This window comes from Amycolatopsis sp. lyj-90 (assembly GCF_046549035.1).
Taxonomy (GTDB): domain Bacteria; phylum Actinomycetota; class Actinomycetes; order Mycobacteriales; family Pseudonocardiaceae; genus Amycolatopsis.
In genome coordinates this window covers 689,378-708,469 of the sequence record NZ_JAJPWP010000004.1, presented here as the reverse complement: position 1 = coordinate 708,469, position 19,092 = coordinate 689,378, and the positions used below count along the sequence as shown (strand labels likewise).

The following is a 19,092-nucleotide window of genomic DNA, read 5'->3' as shown; positions in this document are numbered from 1 at the left end:
TCACCGCGCGACCTCGACGTTCTCCAGAACGCCGAGCGCGTCGGGTACGAGAACGGCGGCCGAGTAGTAGGTGCTGACCAGGTAGGTGGCGACAGCCTGCTCGGTGATGCCTTCGAAACGGACGTTCAGGCCCGGCTCGTGTTCGTCGGGCAGACCGGTCTGGTGCAGGCCGATCACGCCGTTGTCCTCCAACCCGGTCCGCATGGCGAGGATCGAGGACGTGCCCGCCTCGGTGACCGGGATCTTGTCGCAGGGCAGGATCGGCACCCCGCGCCACGCGGCGACCACCTTGCCGTCGACCGTGGTGCCTTCCGGGTAGAGGCTGCGGCGCGTGCATTCCCTGCCGAACGCGGCGATCGCGCGCGGGTGGGCGAGGAAGAACTTCGTCTTGCGGCGGCGGCTGACGAGTTCGTCCATGTCGTCGGGCGTCGGCGGACCGGACCGGGTCTGGAACCGCGATTTGAGGTCCGCGTTGTGCAGCAGCCCGAATTCGCGGTTGTTGATCAGGTCGTGTTCCTGCCGCTCCCGCAGTGCCACCACGGTCAGCCGGAGCTGCTCGTCGAACTGATTCATCGGCCCGTTGTAGAGATCGGTCACGCGGGTGTGCACCCGCAGCGCCGTCTGGGCGACGGCAAGGTCGTACTCGCGCGGCGAAATCTCGTAGTCGACGAAGGTGCCCGGCAGCAGCGGCTCACCGTCATGCCCCGACGACATCCCGATCTCGGACTCGCCCTTGGCGTTCTGCGGCTTTCCCTTGTGCGCCAGCATGTCCTGCACGTGACGGCGCATCGCCTCCGACCGTCCGTTGAGGTCGGCGAAGTCGTCGGCGCGCAGGGTCAGCACTGTCACCGGGGTGACGGCCTTGACCGTGAACGGCCAGTTGCGATCGATGCCGGCGAGCATTTCGTCACCGAAGTGATCGCCGTCGGCCATGCTGCCGATGGCGGCTTCGGTGCCGTACTCGCCCGGCGCCACCTTGGCGACCTTGCCGTGCGCAACCAGCACGACCTCGTCGAGCGGGGTGCCGTGGCTGACGATCGTCTCGCCGGGCCGGTACTCGTGCTGCACGAACCGGTCGGCTAGCGCGGTGAGCGTGTCCTCGTCGTCGAAACCGCGCAGCAGTGCCAGTTCCGCGAGTTCCTGCGGGACGACCCTGATCTCGGTGCCGACGTTGGTGAAGCTCACCCGGCCGTCGCCGATGGCGTAGGTCAGGCGCCGGTTGACCCGGAAGGTGCCACCGGACGCCTCGACCCAGGGCAGCATCTTCAGCAGCCAGCGCGGCGTGATGCTCTGCATCTGCGGCCGCGTCTTGGTGGTCGTCGCCAGGTTGCGCGCGGCGGCGGGGCCGAGACTGAGCCGCCGGTCGGCCTCCGGCGTCGTGGCGGTCATCCTTCGCGGCCGAGTTCGGCGGCTTCGAGCACGGCGAGCGCGTCCGGCACGAGCACGGCGGCGGAGTAGTACGTGCTGACGAGGTAGGAGATGATGGCCTGCTCGGAGATCCCCATGAAGCGGACGTTCAGGCCGGGCTCGTACTCGTCGGGCAGGCCGATCTGACGCAGGCCGATCACGCCCTGGTTCTTCTCTCCGGTTCGCATCAGCAGCACGGAACTGGTGCTGGTCTGGCTCACCGGGATCTTGTTGCACGGCAGGATCGGGACCCCGCGCCAGGAGGGCACCTTGTGTCCGCCGAGGTCGGCGCCGGTCGGGTAGATACCGCGTTTGCTGCACTCGCGGCTGAATGCGGCGATGGTGCGCGGATGCGCGAGGAAGAAGCCGGGGTCCTTCCACACCAAGGCGAGCAGGTCGTCGAAGTCGTCCGGAGTGGGCGGACCGGTGCGCGTCGGGATGCGCTGGGTGAAGTCGGCGTTGTTGAGCAGGCCGAAGTCCGCGTTGTTGATCATTTCGTGCTCTTGGCGCTCGCGCAGCGCCTCGATGGTCAAACGGAGCTGCTGCTCGGTCTGGTCCATCGGCTGGTTGTAGAGGTCGGAGACGCGGCTGTGAACTCGCAGCACGGTCTGGGCGACGCTCAGTTCGTATTCCCGCGGCGAAGTTTCGTAGTCGACGAAGGTGCCCGGCAGCAGCGGCTCGCCGTCGTGGCCGGAGGAGATGTCGATCTCGGCTTCACCGAAGTCGTTGGCACGACCGGAATCCTGCGACGCCTGCTCGATCTGCGCCTGCAGCGATTCGGACTGCTCCAGCACGCGCTCGAAGGCCTGGCGGGTCAGGGTCAGCACGGTGCAGGCCGTGGCCGCCTTCGCGGTGAACTCCCAGATCCCGTCGTCGGCGACGAGGGCCTGCGCACCGAAGTAGTCACCGTCCTTGACCACACCGAGCGCGGTCTCGTCACCGTAGTGACCGGGGCCGGTCTTGGTGATCTTGCCGTGGGCGATGAGGTAGACCCGGTCGGCCCGGTGCCCGAACTCGACGAGCACGTCGCCGGCCGATACCTCCTGCTGCTCGAAGCGGCGGGCGAGTTCGTCGAGCACCTCTTCGTCGTCGTACCCCTTGAGCGGCTTGAGTTCTCCCAGCTCCGCCGGGATCACGCTCACTTCGGTGCCGGCCTTCGAGAACGTCACCCGGCCGTCGCCGACCGCGTAATTGAGCCGCCGGTTGACCCGGTAGGCGCCACCGTTGACCTGAACCCATTCGAGCATCTTCAGCAGCCACCGGGACGAAATTCCCTGCATCTGCGGAACGGATTTGGTCGTTGTCGCCAGGTTTCGCGCGGCGGCCCGGCCCAAACTCAGCTGCGGATTTCCCGGCCCCTGGACACCTTCGGCGGAAGTGTCCGATTCGGTCACGGTCACAGCAAGGTCCACCCTTCAATAGTCGCGTGAGAAAACAAGATCCACCAACCACGGTGTGCCGACTGTGCCCCGAGGTGCGGCCCCCGCAGGGATCAACATAGCAAGGCCTTTTGCCCGCACAAGCGCACTTTCGGGTAGTGAGAAAAGGCCACCCGAATGCCGATTTCCCCATTATGCGAGAAGGCTTCCATCACCATTACTCGGCGCTTTAACGCACCCACACAATCGGTCCAGCGATTGTTCTGAGGTGTTATGCGCCGCCGCCCCGGGACTCCCGGGCGTACGCGCGATGCGGCCGTTGGAGGGGTGCGCCGAGTCCTTTCGGGTCACCCGCGCGCCCGTGTTCGGCGATGGCTTGACAGACAGCGACGAAACAGAGGGTCGCGTCCGGACACTCCGTCGTGTCAAGCAGCCGTTCCACCCCTGCCCACCCGGCCCTGCTCACCCGTTGCTGATATGTCAGCGAGCGCTGTACTGTTCTCCCCGTGCTGACGTGTGAAACCCAGGGCGCCGCGCTCGCCCGGCTCGGTCGCGCCCTCGCCGACCCGAACCGGTGCAGGATCCTGGTCGCCCTGCTCGAAGGCGTGAGCTATCCCGGCCGGCTGGCCGGGCAACTCGGCCTGAGCCGCTCCAATGTGTCCAACCACCTCGCCTGCCTGCGAGGATGCGGGCTGGTCGTGGCGACTTACGAAGGCAGGCAGGTCCGCTATGCGCTGGCGGACGCCCACCTCGCCCGCGCGCTGCGGGAACTGGTGCAGGTCGTGCTCGCCGTCGACACCGCGGAGCCCTGTGTGGACGACGCCGGTATAGAGGTGCTCCGATGAGCGTGGAGAGCGGATCCTGCGCGGACGGCTGCTGCGCCACGACATCCACAGTGGACGAGGATCGCCGCGTCGTGTTGTCGCGCCGGGTCCGGCTCCTCGTCGCCGCGACGATCACCTACAACGTCATCGAAGCGGTCATCGCCCTCTCCGCGGGCACCATCGCCTCCTCGACCGCGCTGATCGGCTTCGGCCTGGACTCAGTCATCGAAGTCGCCTCCGCCACCGCCGTCGCGTGGCAGTTCTCCGGCAAGGACCCCGAAGCCCGCGAACGCACCGCGCTCAAGGTCATCGCGGTGTCCTTCTTCGCGCTGGCCGCCTATGTGACCGTCGAATCCGTACGCACCCTGTTCGGCGCCGACCCCGCCGAGCACTCCACCGTCGGGATCGTGCTCGCGGCGGTCTCGCTGCTCGTGATGCCCTTCCTGTCCCACGCCCAGCGCCGGGCCGGGCGCGAACTCGGCTCCGCGAGCGCCGTCGCCGATTCGAAGCAGACCTTGCTCTGCACCTATCTTTCCGGTGTGCTGCTCGTCGGGTTGCTGCTCAACAGCCTCTTCGGCTGGTACTGGGCCGATCCGCTGGTCGCCCTCGTCATCGCCGCCGTCGCGATCAAGGAAGGCCGCGAAGCCTGGCGCGGTGAGCACTGCTGCTGAAAGGAACGCCATGACCCCGCCCGCGCGCTGGAACCGTTACTGGGACGGCAAATCCCGGAACTACGACCGGGAGATGCAGTTTTTCGACCGGAAGCTCTTCGGCGATTCGCGAGCGTGGGCCTGCGGCCAGGCGACCGGCGACGTCCTCGAGGTCGCCGTCGGGACCGGCCTGAATCTGCGGCTCTATCCCGGCGACGTCACGCTCACCGGCATCGACCTCAGCGACGGCATGCTCGCCATTGCCCGTGACCGCGCCGAACGCCTCGGCCACCCGGTGACGCTGCGGCGTGCCGACGCGCACGACCTGCCGTTCGACGCCGGTTCGTTCGACACCGTGGTCTGCACCCTGGGACTTTGCGCCATCCCGGACGACGGCAAGGCGTTGCGGGAAATGGCCAGGGTCCTGCGGCCCGGCGGCCTGCTCATCCTGCTCGATCACATCGCGAGTTCGTCGCGTGCCGTCCGCGGCCTGCAATGGCTCACCGAAAAGGTCACCGTGCCGATGGCGGGCGAGCACTTCCTGCGGCGCCCGTTCGACAAGATCGGCGACCTCGGCCTGACGGTGGAGCACCGGGACCGGTTCAAGCTCGGTCTGGTGGAACGGCTCGTCGCTCGCAAGTGAACTCTGTCATCGGAATTTCATCGACGCCGTCGATCCTGGTGACGTGACCTACCCCCAGCAGCCGCCCGTCTGGCAGCAGTACCCCGCTCCGCCGACGAAGAAGTCCCCGAAAACGGGGCTGGTCTTCGGAGCCGCGGCAGCCGCTCTCGTCGTCGCCGTCGGAGGAATCGCGGTGACCGTGGCGCTCGCGACCAGTGACAACTCCATCAGTGGCACTCCCCTCAGCGGCAGCGCCCCCGAGGTCGATCCCGACCCGTTCTCCGCACAGGCCGGAGACTGCATCTCGGCCGACGAAGACGCCGGGACGAACGGCAAGTTCAGCGCCAGCGCGGTCCGGGTCCACTGCACGGACGATTCGGCCAACTACACGGTGATCGCGCAGCTGGCGTCCGGTACCGGCTCGGACTGCAGGGAGGTGCCCGGCTACGAGTACGGCAACCCCGTCGTCTACGACTTCAAGTCGGGAGCGTCCCGGGAACTCTGCGTCATGCCGAGGAACTGACGGCTCAAGACAGCGAGCCCAGAACGGCCTGGGACTCGAGGAGACCGTCCTCACTGGGTGCTTGCCCGGCGCCGAACACCCGCTGGTGCTGCTTCGCCCGGATGTCACGGTGGGCGTCGGCCGGCCTGTCGTAGCCGTAACGCCGTCGCGCTTCGGCCGGGGTCAAGACCTCTTCGGACAGCGGCGGGACGCCGAGAACGTACGGAGCGACGACCGGCACCGCGGAGGGCGCCAGCAGTCGGGCGACCGCCAGCTTCAGCCGCGGGTTGCGATCGACGACGCCGTAACCGAGCCGCAGGACCGGCCGGACCAGCAGATCGACGATCCGCGGTTGGGTGAACCCGCTCAGCTTCCGCATCCAGCGCGGCATGGTCGCGATCGTTCCGGCTCGCAGGAACCAGTTCACGATCCAGAGGGCCGGAGCCAGCACCCGCGGCGCCGGCGGCAAGACCACCTTCGCCGTCAACAGGTGGTCCATCATCCTCCGGGCCGCTTCACTGACCGCGAGCCGGGGACGCATCCGCTCGAAGTACTCCCGCACGCCATCGCGGGTGCGGGGAACGTCCGCGGGGTCGCAGGTCTGGAACTCGGCGGCGATCGCGCACTCCTCCCAGTACCGGTTCTCCTCGGCTGGCGTGAGCCGGCCCCCGCCGTACAGCTCGTAGGCCTTGAGCACCGAATGCCAGCCGGTGAGCAGGATCCACAACTGCGAGTGCGGATCGTTGGCGTCGTAGTGGTTGCCGCTGACGGGCTCGACGCCGATCGCCTTGGCATGCACCTTCACCAGTACGTCCGCGGCCTGGGAAACCTTCCGGCTGTCGGCGAACGCGACCATGGCGAAGTAGCGGACCGTGCGGTCGTAGCGAGTGCGAGGCCGCGCGTAGTTCGCCCCGGTCTTGTCGACGGCGGCGATCAGCGCCGGGTCGAGCTCCTCCACCACGACGGATCGCTGCAGCCCGGTGACGGCGGCCGTCACATGCCCCCACACCTTCCAAGTGACCGATCCGGGTCCGAAGAAGCCGTGGTCCAGCATCGGTTCCACCGGTTTCGTCGCCACGTCGGCCTCCCGTTCCCGCAATTAATACTGACGCGTAGCAATATCCTACGCTAGAGTAGCTTTGTCCAGAGGGGCGCTTGAGGAGGGCCGTTGACCAGCACGACACCGCGGAAACGCCGCGTCTACGCCGCGCGCGTGCCTGCCGAACTGCGCCGCACGCAGGTGCTCGACGCGGCCCTGCACCTGGTGGTCACCCGAGGTCACAACGCCACGACCATGGACGCGGTCGCCGAGCAGGCCGGAGTCACGAAACCGGTGGTCTACGGCCAGTTCCGCAGCCGGAACGAACTACTCGCCGCACTCTTGCGGCGCGAGCAGGAAGCCGCGCTCCGGCAGTTGCTCGAAGTACTGCCGGGTGACCCGGGCCGGTTCCTCACCGAGGAGGCCCCCGAGTTCATCGCGCGGACGCTCGCCGACTTCCTCAACGCCGTCCAGGAAACGCCGGACCGGTGGTACTGCGTCGTCATGCCGATGGCGGACATGCCCGCCGAGTTCCACGCCGCCCGCGAGGCCGCACGCGCCATCGCCCTCGACCGGGCGGAATCGCTGACGCGATGGCTCCTGGAAGCCGTCGACGCCCCGGCGGAACTCGATCCGGAAATCGTCGCGCACACCGTCACCGCGCTGTTCGAGATGGCCGCGAGGCTCGTGCTCACCGACCCCGGTCGGTACCGGCCGGAGCGGTTCGTCGGCGCGATCCGGGCTGCGGTCGGTCTCGTTCAGCCGCGGTGATACCTGCTGGGTTCTGGGTGCCTTCACGGACTCGGTGATGCCCAACGGCTGTGTCGCGAAAGTGGCTTTCGCGACACAGGAACGGCTGGCATGGCCGCTTGCCGGTCTGGATCAGTAACTTCTCGGTCGCTAGTGGGGATTCGGGTTCTATTGAGGGGTAAGTCAAAGGTGGCGTGACCGAGCCTGCGCGATGAAGGACCCCTTCGCTGGCTTCAAGGCTGAGAGTGGTTTTTGTGGCGTGGTTCTGGACCGGTCGGCGGGCGCGAGTCGTTCCCCGAGTGTTCACAGGGGACACTCTCTGGCGGCTGAATGTCCGGTTAATGGCTATATGTGCGGTTTTCGAGGGGGTCGTGAGTGGTAAAGAGGGTTAGAACGCGCTTTGCCACTCACGACCCCGCTCGCAAAGCGTGCAAATAGTCATCAAGCAGACATTTGCTCGCCCAGAGGTGCCCTTTGTGGACGGTCAGGATGGGGTTGGCTCTCGTTGGCAAACCAGATCCGCGACGTTGAAGGCTCGGCGCGACCCGACCGCGAACACGCTACGTTTGACCTTCCCCTCAATAACTGCCCGGCGTTTGCCCGCTCGCACTGACCAGCGCGATCGTGACGTGTCAGCGGCGGCACGGCCGAGCGTGAAGGAATCGGGACGTTGAGTGTCCCGATTCCTTCATCGTCGCGGGCCGTTCCTATCCCGGAGCTTGATCAACGGAGGATCGGGGACACTCAACGTCCCCGATCCTCCGTTGATCAAGCCGGGATACCTAGCACCCGTCAAGCGGGGAAGGTTCCGGACGCTCAACGTCTCAAATCCTCCCCAGTCGCCCGCATCTGCATCCCGTGGGTGGGCAAACACGGGTCCACCGGAACCCGAATCGCCACTCACGACCACCGCGACCTCAGCTCGCCGGTTGACCCGAGGGACTCACAACCTCCCAGGCCGCCTCGATCATGCGGAAGATCTCGTCCACCGCGGCTTCCGGATCCGCCGCCTCACGGCCGAGCGAGTGGGCGTCGACCACGAACCGCGCGATCGTCCGGCAGGCCGTCGCGGAGTGCGAGAGACCGGGATCGGCCGCGATCGCCGCGGCCAGTGATTCCGCGTGCCGCAGCCTCATCGACTCCTCGTACTCCCGCAACGCGGGCGATCCGTCGATCATGCGCCAGATCGGCGCGGCACCGTCCGCCGTGCAATGCCGCACCATCGCGTGCATCTCCCGGCGCAGCGCGGAAATGAGCGGCTCGTGCGGGGCGCGACCGGTCACCGCCCGCGCGAGACTCTGCTCGAAATTCGCGTCCCGCTCGAACACCAATGCCTCCTTCGAGGCGAAGTGGGAGAAGAGCGTGGTGACGGCGACGTCGGCCTCCGCGGCCACCTCGCGGATGCCCACCGCGTCGTATCCGCGCTCCAGAAAGAGCCGCAGGGCGGTGTCGGCGATCTTCTGTCGGGTCGCGGCCTTCTTGCGCTCACGACGTCCGAGAACCTCGGTCATGCTGCAAAGCTATCAGATACGAAACACCACCAGTTCCAAAACACTACCCGTTAGTGCTACGGTCCGACTCATGAAGAAAGTGATCTTTACCGAGTTCGGTGGTCCGGAAGTCCTGCAGCTCGTCGATGCCGAGGACCCGCACGCGGGCCCCGGCCAGGTACGCATCGCGGTGCGGGCGGCGGGAGTGAACCCCGTCGACTGGAGGATTCGCGAGGGGCAGGTCCTGGGCGCTCATCCGACAGCGCTGCCCTCCGGGGTCGGGCTGGACGCCGCCGGAGTGGTGGACGAGGTCGGCGAGGGTGTCACGGACCTCGAGGTCGGCGACCGGGTGTTCGGCGAGGGTTTCAGCACCTATGCCGAGTTCGCCGTGATGTCGGCCTGGGCGAGGATGCCCGAAGGCCTGACCTTCGAAGAAGCGGCCGGATATCCCTCTGTGGTGGAGACCGCGCTGCGCCTCATCCGCGAAGCGGGGGTGCGTTCCGGCGAGACGCTGCTGGTCAGCGGCGCTTCCGGCGGGGTCGGATCGGCGGTAGTGCAGATCGCCCGTGAACGCGGCATCACGGTGATCGGCACGGCCGGGGCCGCGAACCAGGATTACTTGCGCGGCCTGGGCGCCATCGCCACGACATACGGCGAGGGCTGGGCAGGGCGGGTTCGAGAGCTCGGTCGGGTCGACGCGGCTCTCGACCTGGCGGGATCGGGCGTGATCCCCGAACTCGTCGAGCTCACCGGGGATCCGCTGAAGGTGCTCTCCATCGCCGATCTCGGTGCACCGGAGTTCGGTGTCCGGTTCTCCGGCGTGGCCGGCAGCGTGCCGGACGCGCTCGCCGAGGCCGCGGACCTCATTTCACGGGGCAAGCTCCATATCCCGGTCCAGAAGTCGTACACGCTCGCCGACGCCGCGGCCGCGCATGTCGACAGCCATGCCGGTCACACCCGCGGACGCCGGGTCATCGTCATCTGAGCCTGTTTCAGGCGGGAAGGATCACGACGCCGTCGTCGTCGGAGTAAAGCGTGTCGCCGGGAGTGAAGGTCACTCCCCCGAAGCCGATAGGGACGTCGACGGCGCCGACTCCCGCCTTGGAACTCTTGCGCGGGTTGGTGCCGAGCGCCTTCACGCCGAGCGGGAGCCCGGCGAGTTCGGCGCTGTCGCGGACCGCGCCGTTGACGACCACGCCCGCCCAGCCGTTGTCCACGGCGGATTTCGCGATCATGTCGCCGGTGAGCGCGCTGTGCAGGGAGCCGCCGCCGTCGACGACCAGGACGTTGCCCTCGCCTGGGGTGTTCAGCAGCTTCTTGACCAGGCCGTTGTCCTCGTGACAGGAGACGGTCCGGATCGGGCCGGAGAACTTCCGGTGCCCGCCGAACTGGCGGAACTGGGTGTCGCAGACGCGCAGCCGGTCGCCGTGTTCGTCGACGAGGTCGGCGGTGGTGAAGGAATCGATCACGGCGACAGAGTGTAGGTGCCGTTCAACCGGTTTCGCGCCTGCACGATGAGATCCGCCACACGCCGGGCTTCCGGGATCGCCCGTAGTTCCAGCACCGGCGTCGCCCAAGCGCCGCGATGTCCGTTCTCCCGGGCCTGCCACCGGTTCCATCGGCTTCCGAAGGTGATCGTGCCGAGGCCTGCCTCATCGACCTTGACCTGGTGCGGCATCTGGAGACGCGCCAGCCAGACCCAGCGGAATTCCGTGCCGGGGCGACCGCGATCATCTGCGTGAACTCGGGAAGCCATTTTCGCGGACGCCGCGGCGATCCTGCCCACAGCACTTCTTCGCCTTCTTGCAACGGATACGGCTGCATCGAACCCTCCCCAGGTTGTCACCGGGAGTACGTCCGAACCGTCCGTCACGTTGCCTCGGACCGAAACAAGGTGCCCAGCACGTGGGCTAGGATCGCGCCGGGGTCGGCGGCCGGGGCGACGGTCTGGCGCAGAGCGAGACCGATCCCCAGTGCACCGAGCATGACGACGGCCTGGTCCAGCGGCATCGCGGGTTCGAGTCGCAGGCGGCGGGAGTGCTCGGTCAGCAGGGCGACCACCTCCTCGTCGTGACGCCGCTGGATGGCGGCGATCAGGGCGGCGGTTTCCGGTTGCTGCGCCGTCGCGGCGAGCACTTCCGCGGCCGCCGCGCTCCATTTCGCCGCGTCCTTGTCCGCCACGTCGACGGGGTTCAGTGCGGCGATCACCTCGTCGCGCGTGGTGGCGCCGGCGAGAGCTTCCCGCAGTCCTCGGAGATGGCCGTCGGCACCGGCTTCGATGATCGCCAGCCACAACCCTTCCTTGCCACCGAAATGCTTGTAGACGGCGCCGCGGGTGTAACCGGCGTCGGCCGCGATCTCCTCGACCGTCGCCGCCAGGAATCCACGCCGCAGGAAGACCTCTCGCCCGGCTTCCAGCAGGTGTCCGTGCGTGCGTTGCTGCTGCTCGGCCCGCGTCAGCCTGGTCATCGTCTCTCTTTCGGTAACAGTACGTTTCTAGAAACACGATGTTACTGTATCGTCCGGTGCATGGAGTTCCTGGCCCCTGTGGCCGCGTTTCTCAGCCTTCCGCTCTTCCTGGCCGGGTTCGCGTGGTACGCCGTGCGTGCCCGCCGATGCGGCGTGAGCCAGTCCTTGCTGGCGCCGATCGAGGAGATTTGGGACCCGATCGCGCACAAGACCAACATCGAGATCCAGATCGAGGCCGAACGGAGTCCTGAGACGCCGTCGCCCGGTGACCCACCCGAGATGCTCAGCCGGTTCAATATCCGACGGTGAAATGCCGATCCCGTCCCGGATTCTCGAGTTCGTCCACGATCGCGATGGCGAAATCCTCCGCCGAGATCCGGGACGAGCCGTCAGCCGCGGTGAGGATGGTGGTCGCTCCTCGCCGGTAGCCCCCGGTCCGGATCCCGGGTTCCAGCATCGCGGGCGGGCTGAGGTACACCCAGTCCCCCGCGTGCGCTTCGCAGGCTTGGAGCTGCGTCGTGCTCGCCGAGGCGATGGTCCGCCAGGCCACCGGCACGAACGCCGGGTCGTCGATGACGAGACCGCCGGAAGGCGAGCGCAGCGGTCCGGCACCGCCGACCACCAGGACGCGCGTACCCGCCGCGGCGTCGAGCAAGGCCGTGATGGTGGCGGCGACGGTGTCTTCCGCGCCGGGCGCGGGTCTCGTGGCGCCCACGATGGCGTCGGCTCCGGCGAGGACCGCGGTCATGTGGTCGACGTCGGTGGCGTCGCCTCGCACGACGTCGACGTCCGGGTGCGGGGGCTCAGCCGGGTCACCGCGGAAGACGGCGGTGACGTGATGCCCGCGGGCGACGGCCTCGGTGACGACACGGGAGCCGGTCATGCCCGACGCTCCGACAACGGCGATCTTCATCGGACGACGCCTTCCTGCTTGGTCTTCGGGGTGATCTGGCCCGCGACGATCGAGGCCAGGGCGAGTGCGAAACCGACGAGCTGGACGAAGCCGAGCGACTGGCCGAGCAGCGCGGCGCCGAGCAACGCGGCGACCATCGGCGAGAGCAGGCCGAGGACGGCGACCGAGGTGACCGGCAGGGACGTGATGCCGCGGAACCACAGGACGTACGCGAGCAGGCCGCCGATCAGGCCGAGCCAGAGGTAGCCGAGGGCCGCGTTCAGGTCGATGGCGGGCGGCGAGCCTTCGAACAGGAAGGTCACCGGCACGAGGAACAGTCCGCCCGCGGTGAGCTGCCAGGAGGCGAACGCCGTCGGTCCGACGTCCGCCGGACGCCCCCACCGTTTGGTGAGGGTGACGCCGAGCGCCATGGTCGCGGCGCCGCCGAGTCCGGCGAGGACCCCGATGACGTCGAAACCGGCCGCCGGTCCGATCACGACCAGCCCGACGCCCACCATCCCGACGATTCCCCAGGCGAACCGCCACGCGGACGGGCTCTGCCGCAGCACGGCCACGGCAAGGATCGCGACGAGGAGCGGCTGGGCGGCGCCGAGGGTGGCCGCGACTCCGCCGGGCAGCCGTTCCGCCGCGACGAAGAGCAGGGGAAAGAACATCCCGATGTTGAGGACGCCGAGCACGGCGGCCTTCAGCCACCAGCCGCCACGCGGGAGGGTGCGGGTGATGGCCAGCGCGATCAGGCCCGCGGGAAGGGCGCGCATGAGCCCGGCGAACAGGGGATGTCCCGGCGGGAGCAGTTCGGTGGTGACGACGTAGGTCGTACCCCAGACCATCGGGGCGAAGGCGGTCAGCGCGGTGCCGGTGAGCCCGGCGGTGCGCGGTGTGGTCGTCAGCGTTTTCACGCTTCTCAGCTTCGACGCTCCCGATCAATGAGTCCAACACATGTTTGTCACCTGATCAATCTTGATTCAAGATAGATCCATGGAGCTTCAGCAGATGCGGTACGTCGTGGCGGTGGCGGAGACGAACAGCTTCACGCGCGCCGCGGAACGATGCCTCGTCGTGCAGTCGGCGTTGAGTCACCAGATCGCGCGGCTGGAACGGGAACTCGGCGCGCGGCTGTTCGAGCGCACGAGCCGCCGGGTCCGGCTCACGGCCGCGGGTGAGGCGTTCCTGCCTGCCGCCCGCCAATGTCTCGAAGCCGCCGAGAGGGCGGGCTCGGAGGTGGCCGCCGCGGTCGGCGAGATTCGCGGACGGCTGACCGTCGGCGTCATCCCGACCGTCGCGGCGCTCGACGTTCCCGCCGCGCTGCAGACGTTCCACCGGCGGTATCCGCATGTCCGGATCGGACTGCGGGTCGGTGCGAGCGGGCACCTGGTGCAGCAGATCAAGGACGGCGCGATCGAGGTCGCGTTCCTCGGGCTTCCGGTGTCGGATCGGCCGGAAGGCGTCGGTACCTGCGAGCTGGGGCGTGACGACCTGGTCGCCGTGGTGGCACCCGGTCATCCGCTCGCCGACGAGTCCGAAGTGGACTTGAAGCGGCTCTCGTCCGAAGTGTTCGCCGACTTCCCCGCCGGATCGGCGGGGCGGGCCCAGACGGATCAGGCGTTCGCCGCGGCCGGAGTGACCCGTGAGGTGGCCTTCGAGGTGACGGCCGCCGACTTCATGGCGCGGCTCATCCATCAAGGGCTGGGAGTGGCGTTGCTGCCGTCGAAGTACGTGCCGAACCTGAGCGGTGTGGTCACCGTGCCGGTGACGGACGCGCCCGCGCGGATCGAGCATCTGGTCTGGAACCGCTTCACGGTCACTCCGGCGGCGAAGGCGTTCCTGGAAGTGCTGGGCGTCGGTCCGTGAAGGACTCCTTCCCTACCCTGAAAGTAGGGAAGGAGTCCTTTACGGACCATCAGCCGGGTCAGCCTTCCTTGATGACCTCGAACAGGCTGGTCCACGAGCTGCGCCCGTGTCCCGCGGCGATCGCCCGGTCGTAGTGCGACTTGACCGCCTCCGGCAGGAGCACGTCGATTCCCGCGTCCCGGCTCGCCTGCACGATGTGGTCGGCGGTCGCGCCCATCATGGTCACGTCGGCCTCGTCGCCGGGGTGGTCGCCCTTCTCGATCTGCTCGGCCGCGGCGTCCAGGTAGAAGTCCATCGTCGCGAACAGGTCCTTGGCGTACGGGACGAACTTCTCCACGGACGTCCCGGCCGAACGCACCAGCGCGCTCGCGTGCATGAACACCGAGAGCGAGTTCAGGAAGATGTCCAGCTGTGCCTGGTAGAACAGCTGCGCCAGCCGGACGTCCTCGCCGAGGAAGTCCGCTCGCCCGATGAGCGCCAGGGTCTCGCGGTACTTCTCGAACACCTCGGCCGGGCCGCTGTAGAAGACGTAGGCCTCCTCCTTGCCCACCAACGGCGCCGGGACCATCAGGCCACCCGCGAGGAACTTCCCGCCGCGGGCCTCGACCCAGTCCGCGGCTTCGCGGGTCTTCTCCGGGGTGTCCGAGCTGAGGTTGACGATCACCTTGCCCGCCAACGCTTCCTCCGCCTTGCCGAGGATGTCGTACATCGCCGCGTAGTCGGTGAGGCTCAGCAGCACCAGCTCCGATGCCGACACTGCGTCCGCCGGTGTCTCGGCGCGCACCGCACCCGCGGCGACGACGCCGTCCGCGCGGGCGGCGGTGCGGTTCCAGACGGTCACTCCGTGGCCGTTCTCCAGGAACACCCGGACCATGGCCTGTCCCATCGGGCCGAGCCCGATCAGTGTGATCATTGTTCTTTCCTTACTTTTTCAGGAGTTCGATGACGCCGATCAGGTCTTCGGCGCCATGTCCGTCGGCGACCCGTTTGTCCATCAGGGGCTGGAGCGGCGCGAGCAACTCGGCGCTGACACCCTGTTCTTCGGCGGCCTTCGCCAGGTTCGGGAAGGCCGCGGCCTGCATCGCGAGGTTCGACACGACGTCGGTCACGTAGTCGCCGTCGTCGATCTGCTCGGCCGCGCGCTCCAGGAAGCCGCTCATCGCGTCCATCCAGCCGCGAAGCAGCGGAGCGAACTCCCTCGCTTTGGCTCCGGTGGAGCCGACGAGGGCGAAGGCCTGGATGACGCCGATGAAGTGCCCGTACATCCCGCTGAGCAGTGCGATGTCGTACAGGGGCGCCAGTCCGGGATCGGCCCCGAGGTAGTTGGTGCCGCCGAAGGTGTCGAGCGCGGTGCGGGCCCGGCCGAAGACGGTGCCCGATCCGCTGTAGAAGACGAACGCCGCGGGCGAGCCGATCATCGGCGGGACGGCCATGATCCCGCCGTCCAGGTAGTCCGCGCCCAGTTCCCCGGCCCACGCGCTCATCTCGCGTGCCTGGCCGGGGGTGCCGTTGGTCAGGTTGATCAGCTGCCGTCCTTCGAGTCCGGCCGCGACCGGGTCCAGGACCTCGTGCACCGAGTCGTAGTCGAGCAGGCAGGCGATCACGATCTTGTTCGCCGCGAGAGCCTCGGACACCGTCGAAGCGACAGTGGCTCCCTTCGCCGCCACGCCCTCGGCGCGGCTCGCGGTCCGGTTCCACGCGGTGACCGGATGCCCTGCGGCCAGCAGTGCCTCTACGAGCGCGGTTCCCATCGCGCCCAGCCCCAGTACCGTCACCGGGGTCTTGCCGTGTTCGGTCATGGGACCACCGTGCCGCCGCCCGCGCACGGATCGCTGCGGGTTCGCGCACGGCCGCCCGCACGAGATTGTCGGTGGTCCGCGCTAACGTCGGTTTCGTGCGTTTCGGAGTGCTGGGACCGCTCGCCGTGTGGACGACCGCCGGCGAGCCCGTCGTCGTGCCCGAGGCGAAGGTCCGCCTCCTGCTCGCCGGGCTGTTGAGCAGGGAGGGCAGGGCGGCGCCGGTGTCGTCGCTGACCGACGATCTCTGGGGCGAGCATCCGCCGGGCAACCCCGGCAACACCCTGCAGACCAAGGTCTCCCAGCTGCGCCGCACCCTTGGCAAAGCCGAGCCGGGTGCCCGGGAGATCGTGACGCATCACCCCGGCGGATACGTCCTCGCCGTCGAACCCGGTGACCTGGACGTCCACCGGTTCCGCATGCTCACCGCCCGGGCCCGTGAGGCCGTCGATCCACGTGCCCGGGCCGCGCTGCTGGCGGACGCGCTGGCGTTGTGGCGCGGGCCCGCGTATGCCGGATTCGAGGACGAGACCTTCGCCGTGGCCGCGGCCCAGCGGCTGGAGGAGGAACGGCTGCTCGCCGAGGAGGAGCGAGCCGAAGCCCGGCTGGCTCTCGGCGAGCACGGGGTCCTCACCGGAGAACTGGCCGGTCTGGTCTCACGGCATCCGTTGCGGGAACGGCTCCGAGGCCTGCTGATGCGCGCGTTGTACGCGGCCGGGCGGCACAGTGAGGCGCTCGAAACCTACGCCGAGCTGCGCACCCGTCTGCGTGACGAGTCCGGCCTCGAACCGGGGCCGGAGCTCGCGGCCCTGCACCAGGCCGTCCTCACCCGGAGCCCTGATCTCGAACCCGTCCGTGCCCCCGCGCCGGTGCGCGGGAACCTGCCGGAGGCGCTGACCGAACTGGTCGGCCGCACGACGGCGGTCAAGGAGGTCGGAGCGCTCGTCACCGACTCACGGCTGGTCACCCTCACCGGCCCGGGAGGGGTGGGCAAGACCAGGCTCGCCATCGAGGCCGCGTCGAAACTGGCGATGGCCGACGGCACCTGGCTGGTGGAACTGGCGGGCCTGGACAACGTCGAGTGCCCCACGTGCCCGCCGGAAGACCTGGTCGCAGTCGTCCTGACGGCCGTGCTCGACGTCCGGGAGGAGGCCACTTCCGCGAAGACGCTGACGCACTCGCTGGCCGATGCGTTGCGCGACAAAGAGATCCTGGTCGTCCTGGACAACTGCGAACAGGTCGTCGAACCGGTCGCGGCGCTGGTGGAGCGGCTGCTGGCGGCGGCACCCCGGCTGCGCGTGCTCACGACCAGTCAGGAGCCGCTCGGGCTGCCCGGGGAGACCGTCTGGGCGGTCCCGCCGCTCGATCTGCCCGAGCAGGCCGATTTCGCCACCGTGCGGGAATCGAGTGCCGTCCGGCTGTTCTCCGCCCGGGCAACGGCCGCTGCCCCGGGTTTCGCGCTCGACGCGGAGAACGCGGCCGTGGTCGCCCGGATCTGCCGCACGCTCGACGGGATCCCGCTGGCGCTCGAACTCGCCGCCACCCGGGTGCGGACGCTCGGCGTGCACGAACTCCTCGCCCGCCTCGACGACCGGTTCGGCCTGCTGTCCTCGGGCAGACGGGGCGGACCGCGCCGTCAGCAGACCCTCCGCGCGATGATCGACTGGAGCTGGAGCCTGCTGAGCGAGCCCGAACAGATCGTGCTGCGCAGGCTCGCAGTCCATGCCGAAGGGTGCGGTCTCGACGCGGCCGAGTCGGTTTGCGCGGGCGGAGAGATCGCCTCCGCCGACGTCCTGGACTTGCTGGCCAGGCTCGTAGACCGGTCTCTGGTGGTCAGCAGGCCGGGCAGGTCGGGCGAACCGCGGTTCCGGCTGCTGGAGTCGGTCTCGGCGTACGCACTGGAACATGCCGGGCAGGCGGGCGAACTCGACGACCTGTACTTGCGGCATGCCCGTTTCCACGTCGAGCTGGCCGAACGCGGCGACGCGGGATTGCGCGGCAAGGAACAACGACGCTGGCTCGACAGGCTCGACACCGAAGGCGCCAACACCCGCCGCGCGCTGGAAACCCTGCTGCGACAAGGCGAACAACGGCTCGCATCGCGGCTGGTGAACGCGACGACGTGGTTCTGGTTCCTCCGCGGCAGGCTGACCGAAGCCCGGCGCTCGTTGGACCTCGTGCTCGCCCCGGAGACCGCCACCGGCGACGACCACGCGCAGGCACTCGGCTGGCGCACCGGCATCGCCGTCCTCGACGGCACCTGCACCGAGGGCGCGGCGGAGGAAGCCGTGTGGGGCATCGCCGATCCCGTCGCGCGCGCCCGGTCACTGTGGTTCCTCGGCTACGCGTGGTCCACGATCGGCGACCTGTGCCGCGCGGAGAAGCTCACGCTCGGCGCGCTGGAAACCGCCCGTGACGCCGGCGACGACTGGGGTGCCGCGGCCGCGCTGAGCGAGAGGGCGGGACACCTGATCGCCGGGGGCGATCTCACCGGCGGCGGCCGCATGGCCGCCCAGAGCGCCGGGATCTTCGACGGCCTCGGCGAACGCTGGGGCTGGCTGCAGGCATCGTTCGTCCTCGGCATGCTGGCCTCGATCGCCGGGGACTACGACCACGCCGCCCGCGTCCACCGGGAGAGCCTTCGCCGCGCGGAGGAGCTGGAGCTGTGGCCGGAGGTCGCCTACAAACTGTCCTGGCTCGGGCGGACAGCGCTGCTCACCGGAGACTTCCAGGAGGCCAAGGACTTCCACGAGCGGGCCAAAGCGCTGGCCATCGAACACAGCTTCACCCCCGGCGAGGTCTACGCCGAGACAGGGCTCGCGCTCGGCGCGCGACGCCAAGGGCTGTTCGAGGAGGCCGAGCGGCGACTGCTGTCCATTTTGGACTGGCATCGCCGGGTGGAGTCCGCGGCGGGCAGCACCCTGATCCTCGCCGAGCTCGGGTTCATCGCCGAGCAGCGCGGAGACGCCGCGAAGGCGAAGAAGCTCCAGTTGGACGGCCTGGCCGTCGCCCGCCCCAGCGGCGATCCTCGCGCGATCGCCCTCGGCCTCGAAGGCCTTGCCGGCGCGGAAGCGGCAGCCGGCTCGTATCACCGTGCCGCACGCTTGCTGGGCGCCGCCGCGGCCTCCCGGGAATCGGTGGGTGCTCCCCTGCCGAAGGCCGAACGCGGCGACGTCGACAGAATCACGGGAGTCATCGTCGCGGCTCTCGGGGAAACCGCGTTCTCCGAGGAGATCGTGATCGGCGAGGCGGCCTCGATCGATCAACTCGTGACAGACAGTCAGTAGCCGCGTACCCGCGTCACCACAATGGACCAAGGATTTACTTCACGTCGGCAACAAAGGGTGATTTCTTTCTGTCCCCGAGCCTTCCTGACCGGTAGCGTGCGTATCCATGCGGG

General features: G+C 68.6%; 20 protein-coding genes. 9 read left to right on the top strand and 11 right to left on the bottom strand.

All coding sequences use genetic code 11. The annotated features are described in order from the left end of the window. On the bottom strand, positions 1–1,389 hold the full coding sequence (locus ACLJPX_RS18710) for a family 2B encapsulin nanocompartment shell protein (protein ID WP_410601221.1): 1,389 nt from the start codon (positions 1,387–1,389) through the stop codon (positions 1–3). Beyond that, positions 1,386–2,807, bottom strand: a complete 1,422-nt coding sequence (locus ACLJPX_RS18705; RefSeq protein ID WP_410601220.1) for a family 2B encapsulin nanocompartment shell protein — start codon at positions 2,805–2,807, stop codon at positions 1,386–1,388. Before ACLJPX_RS18705 ends, ACLJPX_RS18710 begins: the two co-directional genes overlap by 4 nt. Positions 2,808–3,292: 485 nt before the next feature. Here ACLJPX_RS18705 and ACLJPX_RS18700 point away from each other — a divergent pair, with 485 nt between their 5' ends. Genes ACLJPX_RS18700 through ACLJPX_RS18685 form a run of 4 tightly spaced genes read left to right on the top strand, consistent with a single transcriptional unit; the run spans position 3,293 to position 5,405 of the window. After that, complete coding sequence (locus ACLJPX_RS18700; protein ID WP_410601219.1) at positions 3,293–3,631, top strand: ArsR/SmtB family transcription factor; 339 nt, start codon at positions 3,293–3,295, stop codon at positions 3,629–3,631. Beyond that, on the top strand, positions 3,628–4,281 hold the full coding sequence (locus ACLJPX_RS18695; protein ID WP_410601218.1) for a cation transporter: 654 nt from the start codon (positions 3,628–3,630) through the stop codon (positions 4,279–4,281). The genes ACLJPX_RS18700 and ACLJPX_RS18695 overlap by 4 nt, the downstream gene beginning before the upstream one ends. A gap of 10 nt (positions 4,282–4,291) precedes the next feature. Continuing rightward, complete coding sequence (locus ACLJPX_RS18690; RefSeq protein WP_410601217.1) at positions 4,292–4,903, top strand: class I SAM-dependent methyltransferase; 612 nt, start codon at positions 4,292–4,294, stop codon at positions 4,901–4,903. A 43-nt stretch (positions 4,904–4,946) separates the two neighbouring features. After that, positions 4,947–5,405, top strand: coding sequence for a hypothetical protein (locus ACLJPX_RS18685; RefSeq protein ID WP_410601216.1), 459 nt, complete (start codon positions 4,947–4,949; stop codon positions 5,403–5,405). Positions 5,406–5,409: 4 nt separating this feature from the next. On the opposite strand, the gene ACLJPX_RS18680 is transcribed toward ACLJPX_RS18685, so the two are convergent. Then, on the bottom strand, positions 5,410–6,462 hold the full coding sequence (locus ACLJPX_RS18680) for an oxygenase MpaB family protein (protein WP_410601215.1): 1,053 nt from the start codon (positions 6,460–6,462) through the stop codon (positions 5,410–5,412). A 90-nt stretch (positions 6,463–6,552) separates the two neighbouring features. Here ACLJPX_RS18680 and ACLJPX_RS18675 point away from each other — a divergent pair, with 90 nt between their 5' ends. Beyond that, the gene (locus ACLJPX_RS18675) at positions 6,553–7,194 is read left to right on the top strand and encodes a TetR/AcrR family transcriptional regulator (protein ID WP_410601214.1); all 642 of its coding nucleotides are present in this window, start codon (positions 6,553–6,555) and stop codon (positions 7,192–7,194) included. Positions 7,195–8,090: 896 nt separating this feature from the next. Here the strand turns inward: ACLJPX_RS18675 and ACLJPX_RS18670 are convergent. After that, positions 8,091–8,684, bottom strand: a complete 594-nt coding sequence (locus ACLJPX_RS18670) for a TetR/AcrR family transcriptional regulator (protein WP_410601213.1) — start codon at positions 8,682–8,684, stop codon at positions 8,091–8,093. 70 nt (positions 8,685–8,754) lie between these two features. Here ACLJPX_RS18670 and ACLJPX_RS18665 point away from each other — a divergent pair, with 70 nt between their 5' ends. Next, complete coding sequence (locus ACLJPX_RS18665) at positions 8,755–9,648, top strand: NADP-dependent oxidoreductase (protein WP_410601212.1); 894 nt, start codon at positions 8,755–8,757, stop codon at positions 9,646–9,648. Between the two features lie 7 nt (positions 9,649–9,655). Here the strand turns inward: ACLJPX_RS18665 and rraA are convergent, their stop codons facing one another. The 3 genes from rraA to ACLJPX_RS18650 form a co-directional block, all read right to left on the bottom strand. Further along, positions 9,656–10,132 (bottom strand): ribonuclease E activity regulator RraA, encoded by a 477-nt coding sequence (gene rraA, locus ACLJPX_RS18660; RefSeq protein WP_410601211.1) that lies wholly within the window; start codon positions 10,130–10,132, stop codon positions 9,656–9,658. After that, the gene (locus ACLJPX_RS18655; protein WP_410601210.1) at positions 10,129–10,449 is read right to left on the bottom strand and encodes a hypothetical protein; all 321 of its coding nucleotides are present in this window, start codon (positions 10,447–10,449) and stop codon (positions 10,129–10,131) included. Before ACLJPX_RS18655 ends, rraA begins: the two co-directional genes overlap by 4 nt. Before the next feature lie 83 nt (positions 10,450–10,532). Further along, complete coding sequence (locus ACLJPX_RS18650; RefSeq protein WP_410601209.1) at positions 10,533–11,132, bottom strand: TetR/AcrR family transcriptional regulator; 600 nt, start codon at positions 11,130–11,132, stop codon at positions 10,533–10,535. Positions 11,133–11,192: 60 nt separating this feature from the next. On the opposite strand from ACLJPX_RS18650, the gene ACLJPX_RS18645 reads away from it, so the two are divergent. Continuing rightward, positions 11,193–11,441, top strand: a complete 249-nt coding sequence (locus ACLJPX_RS18645) for a hypothetical protein (protein WP_101607976.1) — start codon at positions 11,193–11,195, stop codon at positions 11,439–11,441. Here ACLJPX_RS18645 and ACLJPX_RS18640 read toward each other — a convergent pair. Both ACLJPX_RS18640 and ACLJPX_RS18635 read right to left on the bottom strand, forming a co-directional pair. Continuing rightward, on the bottom strand, positions 11,425–12,045 hold the full coding sequence (locus ACLJPX_RS18640) for an NAD(P)-dependent oxidoreductase (protein ID WP_410601208.1): 621 nt from the start codon (positions 12,043–12,045) through the stop codon (positions 11,425–11,427). The genes ACLJPX_RS18645 and ACLJPX_RS18640 overlap by 17 nt on opposite strands. Continuing rightward, complete coding sequence (locus tag ACLJPX_RS18635; protein WP_410601207.1) at positions 12,042–12,944, bottom strand: EamA family transporter; 903 nt, start codon at positions 12,942–12,944, stop codon at positions 12,042–12,044. The genes ACLJPX_RS18640 and ACLJPX_RS18635 overlap by 4 nt, the downstream gene beginning before the upstream one ends. Before the next feature lie 79 nt (positions 12,945–13,023). Here ACLJPX_RS18635 and ACLJPX_RS18630 point away from each other — a divergent pair, with 79 nt between their 5' ends. Further along, positions 13,024–13,896, top strand: coding sequence for a LysR family transcriptional regulator (locus ACLJPX_RS18630; RefSeq protein WP_410601205.1), 873 nt, complete (start codon positions 13,024–13,026; stop codon positions 13,894–13,896). Between the two features lie 58 nt (positions 13,897–13,954). Here the strand turns inward: ACLJPX_RS18630 and ACLJPX_RS18625 are convergent, their stop codons facing one another. Both ACLJPX_RS18625 and ACLJPX_RS18620 read right to left on the bottom strand, forming a co-directional pair. Further along, positions 13,955–14,809 carry an NAD(P)-dependent oxidoreductase gene (locus ACLJPX_RS18625; RefSeq protein WP_410601204.1) on the bottom strand — a complete coding sequence of 285 codons (855 nt, stop codon included), beginning with the start codon at positions 14,807–14,809 and terminating at the stop codon, positions 13,955–13,957. Between the two features lie 10 nt (positions 14,810–14,819). After that, complete coding sequence (locus ACLJPX_RS18620) at positions 14,820–15,695, bottom strand: NAD(P)-dependent oxidoreductase (RefSeq protein WP_410601203.1); 876 nt, start codon at positions 15,693–15,695, stop codon at positions 14,820–14,822. A 95-nt stretch (positions 15,696–15,790) separates the two neighbouring features. On the opposite strand from ACLJPX_RS18620, the gene ACLJPX_RS18615 reads away from it, so the two are divergent. Continuing rightward, positions 15,791–18,979 (top strand): BTAD domain-containing putative transcriptional regulator, encoded by a 3,189-nt coding sequence (locus tag ACLJPX_RS18615; protein WP_410601202.1) that lies wholly within the window; start codon positions 15,791–15,793, stop codon positions 18,977–18,979. The last annotated feature ends 113 nt before the right edge of the window (positions 18,980–19,092 follow it).

Bases quoted from the DNA above. Each gene is read 5' to 3' on its own strand.
- ACLJPX_RS18670 (WP_410601213.1), bottom strand. From the start codon at position 8,684: ATGACCGAGGTTCTCGGACGTCGTGAGCGCAAGAAGGCCGCGACCCGA.
- ACLJPX_RS18650 (WP_410601209.1), bottom strand. From the start codon at position 11,132: ATGACCAGGCTGACGCGGGCCGAGCAGCAGCAACGCACGCACGGACAC.
- ACLJPX_RS18645 (WP_101607976.1), top strand. From the start codon at position 11,193: ATGGAGTTCCTGGCCCCTGTGGCCGCGTTTCTCAGCCTTCCGCTCTTC.
- ACLJPX_RS18625 (WP_410601204.1), bottom strand. From the start codon at position 14,809: ATGATCACACTGATCGGGCTCGGCCCGATGGGACAGGCCATGGTCCGG.
- ACLJPX_RS18640 (WP_410601208.1), bottom strand. From the start codon at position 12,045: ATGAAGATCGCCGTTGTCGGAGCGTCGGGCATGACCGGCTCCCGTGTC.
- ACLJPX_RS18620 (WP_410601203.1), bottom strand. From the start codon at position 15,695: ATGACCGAACACGGCAAGACCCCGGTGACGGTACTGGGGCTGGGCGCG.
- ACLJPX_RS18710 (WP_410601221.1), bottom strand. From the start codon at position 1,389: ATGACCGCCACGACGCCGGAGGCCGACCGGCGGCTCAGTCTCGGCCCC.
- ACLJPX_RS18630 (WP_410601205.1), top strand. From the start codon at position 13,024: ATGGAGCTTCAGCAGATGCGGTACGTCGTGGCGGTGGCGGAGACGAAC.
- ACLJPX_RS18690 (WP_410601217.1), top strand. From the start codon at position 4,292: ATGACCCCGCCCGCGCGCTGGAACCGTTACTGGGACGGCAAATCCCGG.
- ACLJPX_RS18665 (WP_410601212.1), top strand. From the start codon at position 8,755: ATGAAGAAAGTGATCTTTACCGAGTTCGGTGGTCCGGAAGTCCTGCAG.
- ACLJPX_RS18695 (WP_410601218.1), top strand. From the start codon at position 3,628: ATGAGCGTGGAGAGCGGATCCTGCGCGGACGGCTGCTGCGCCACGACA.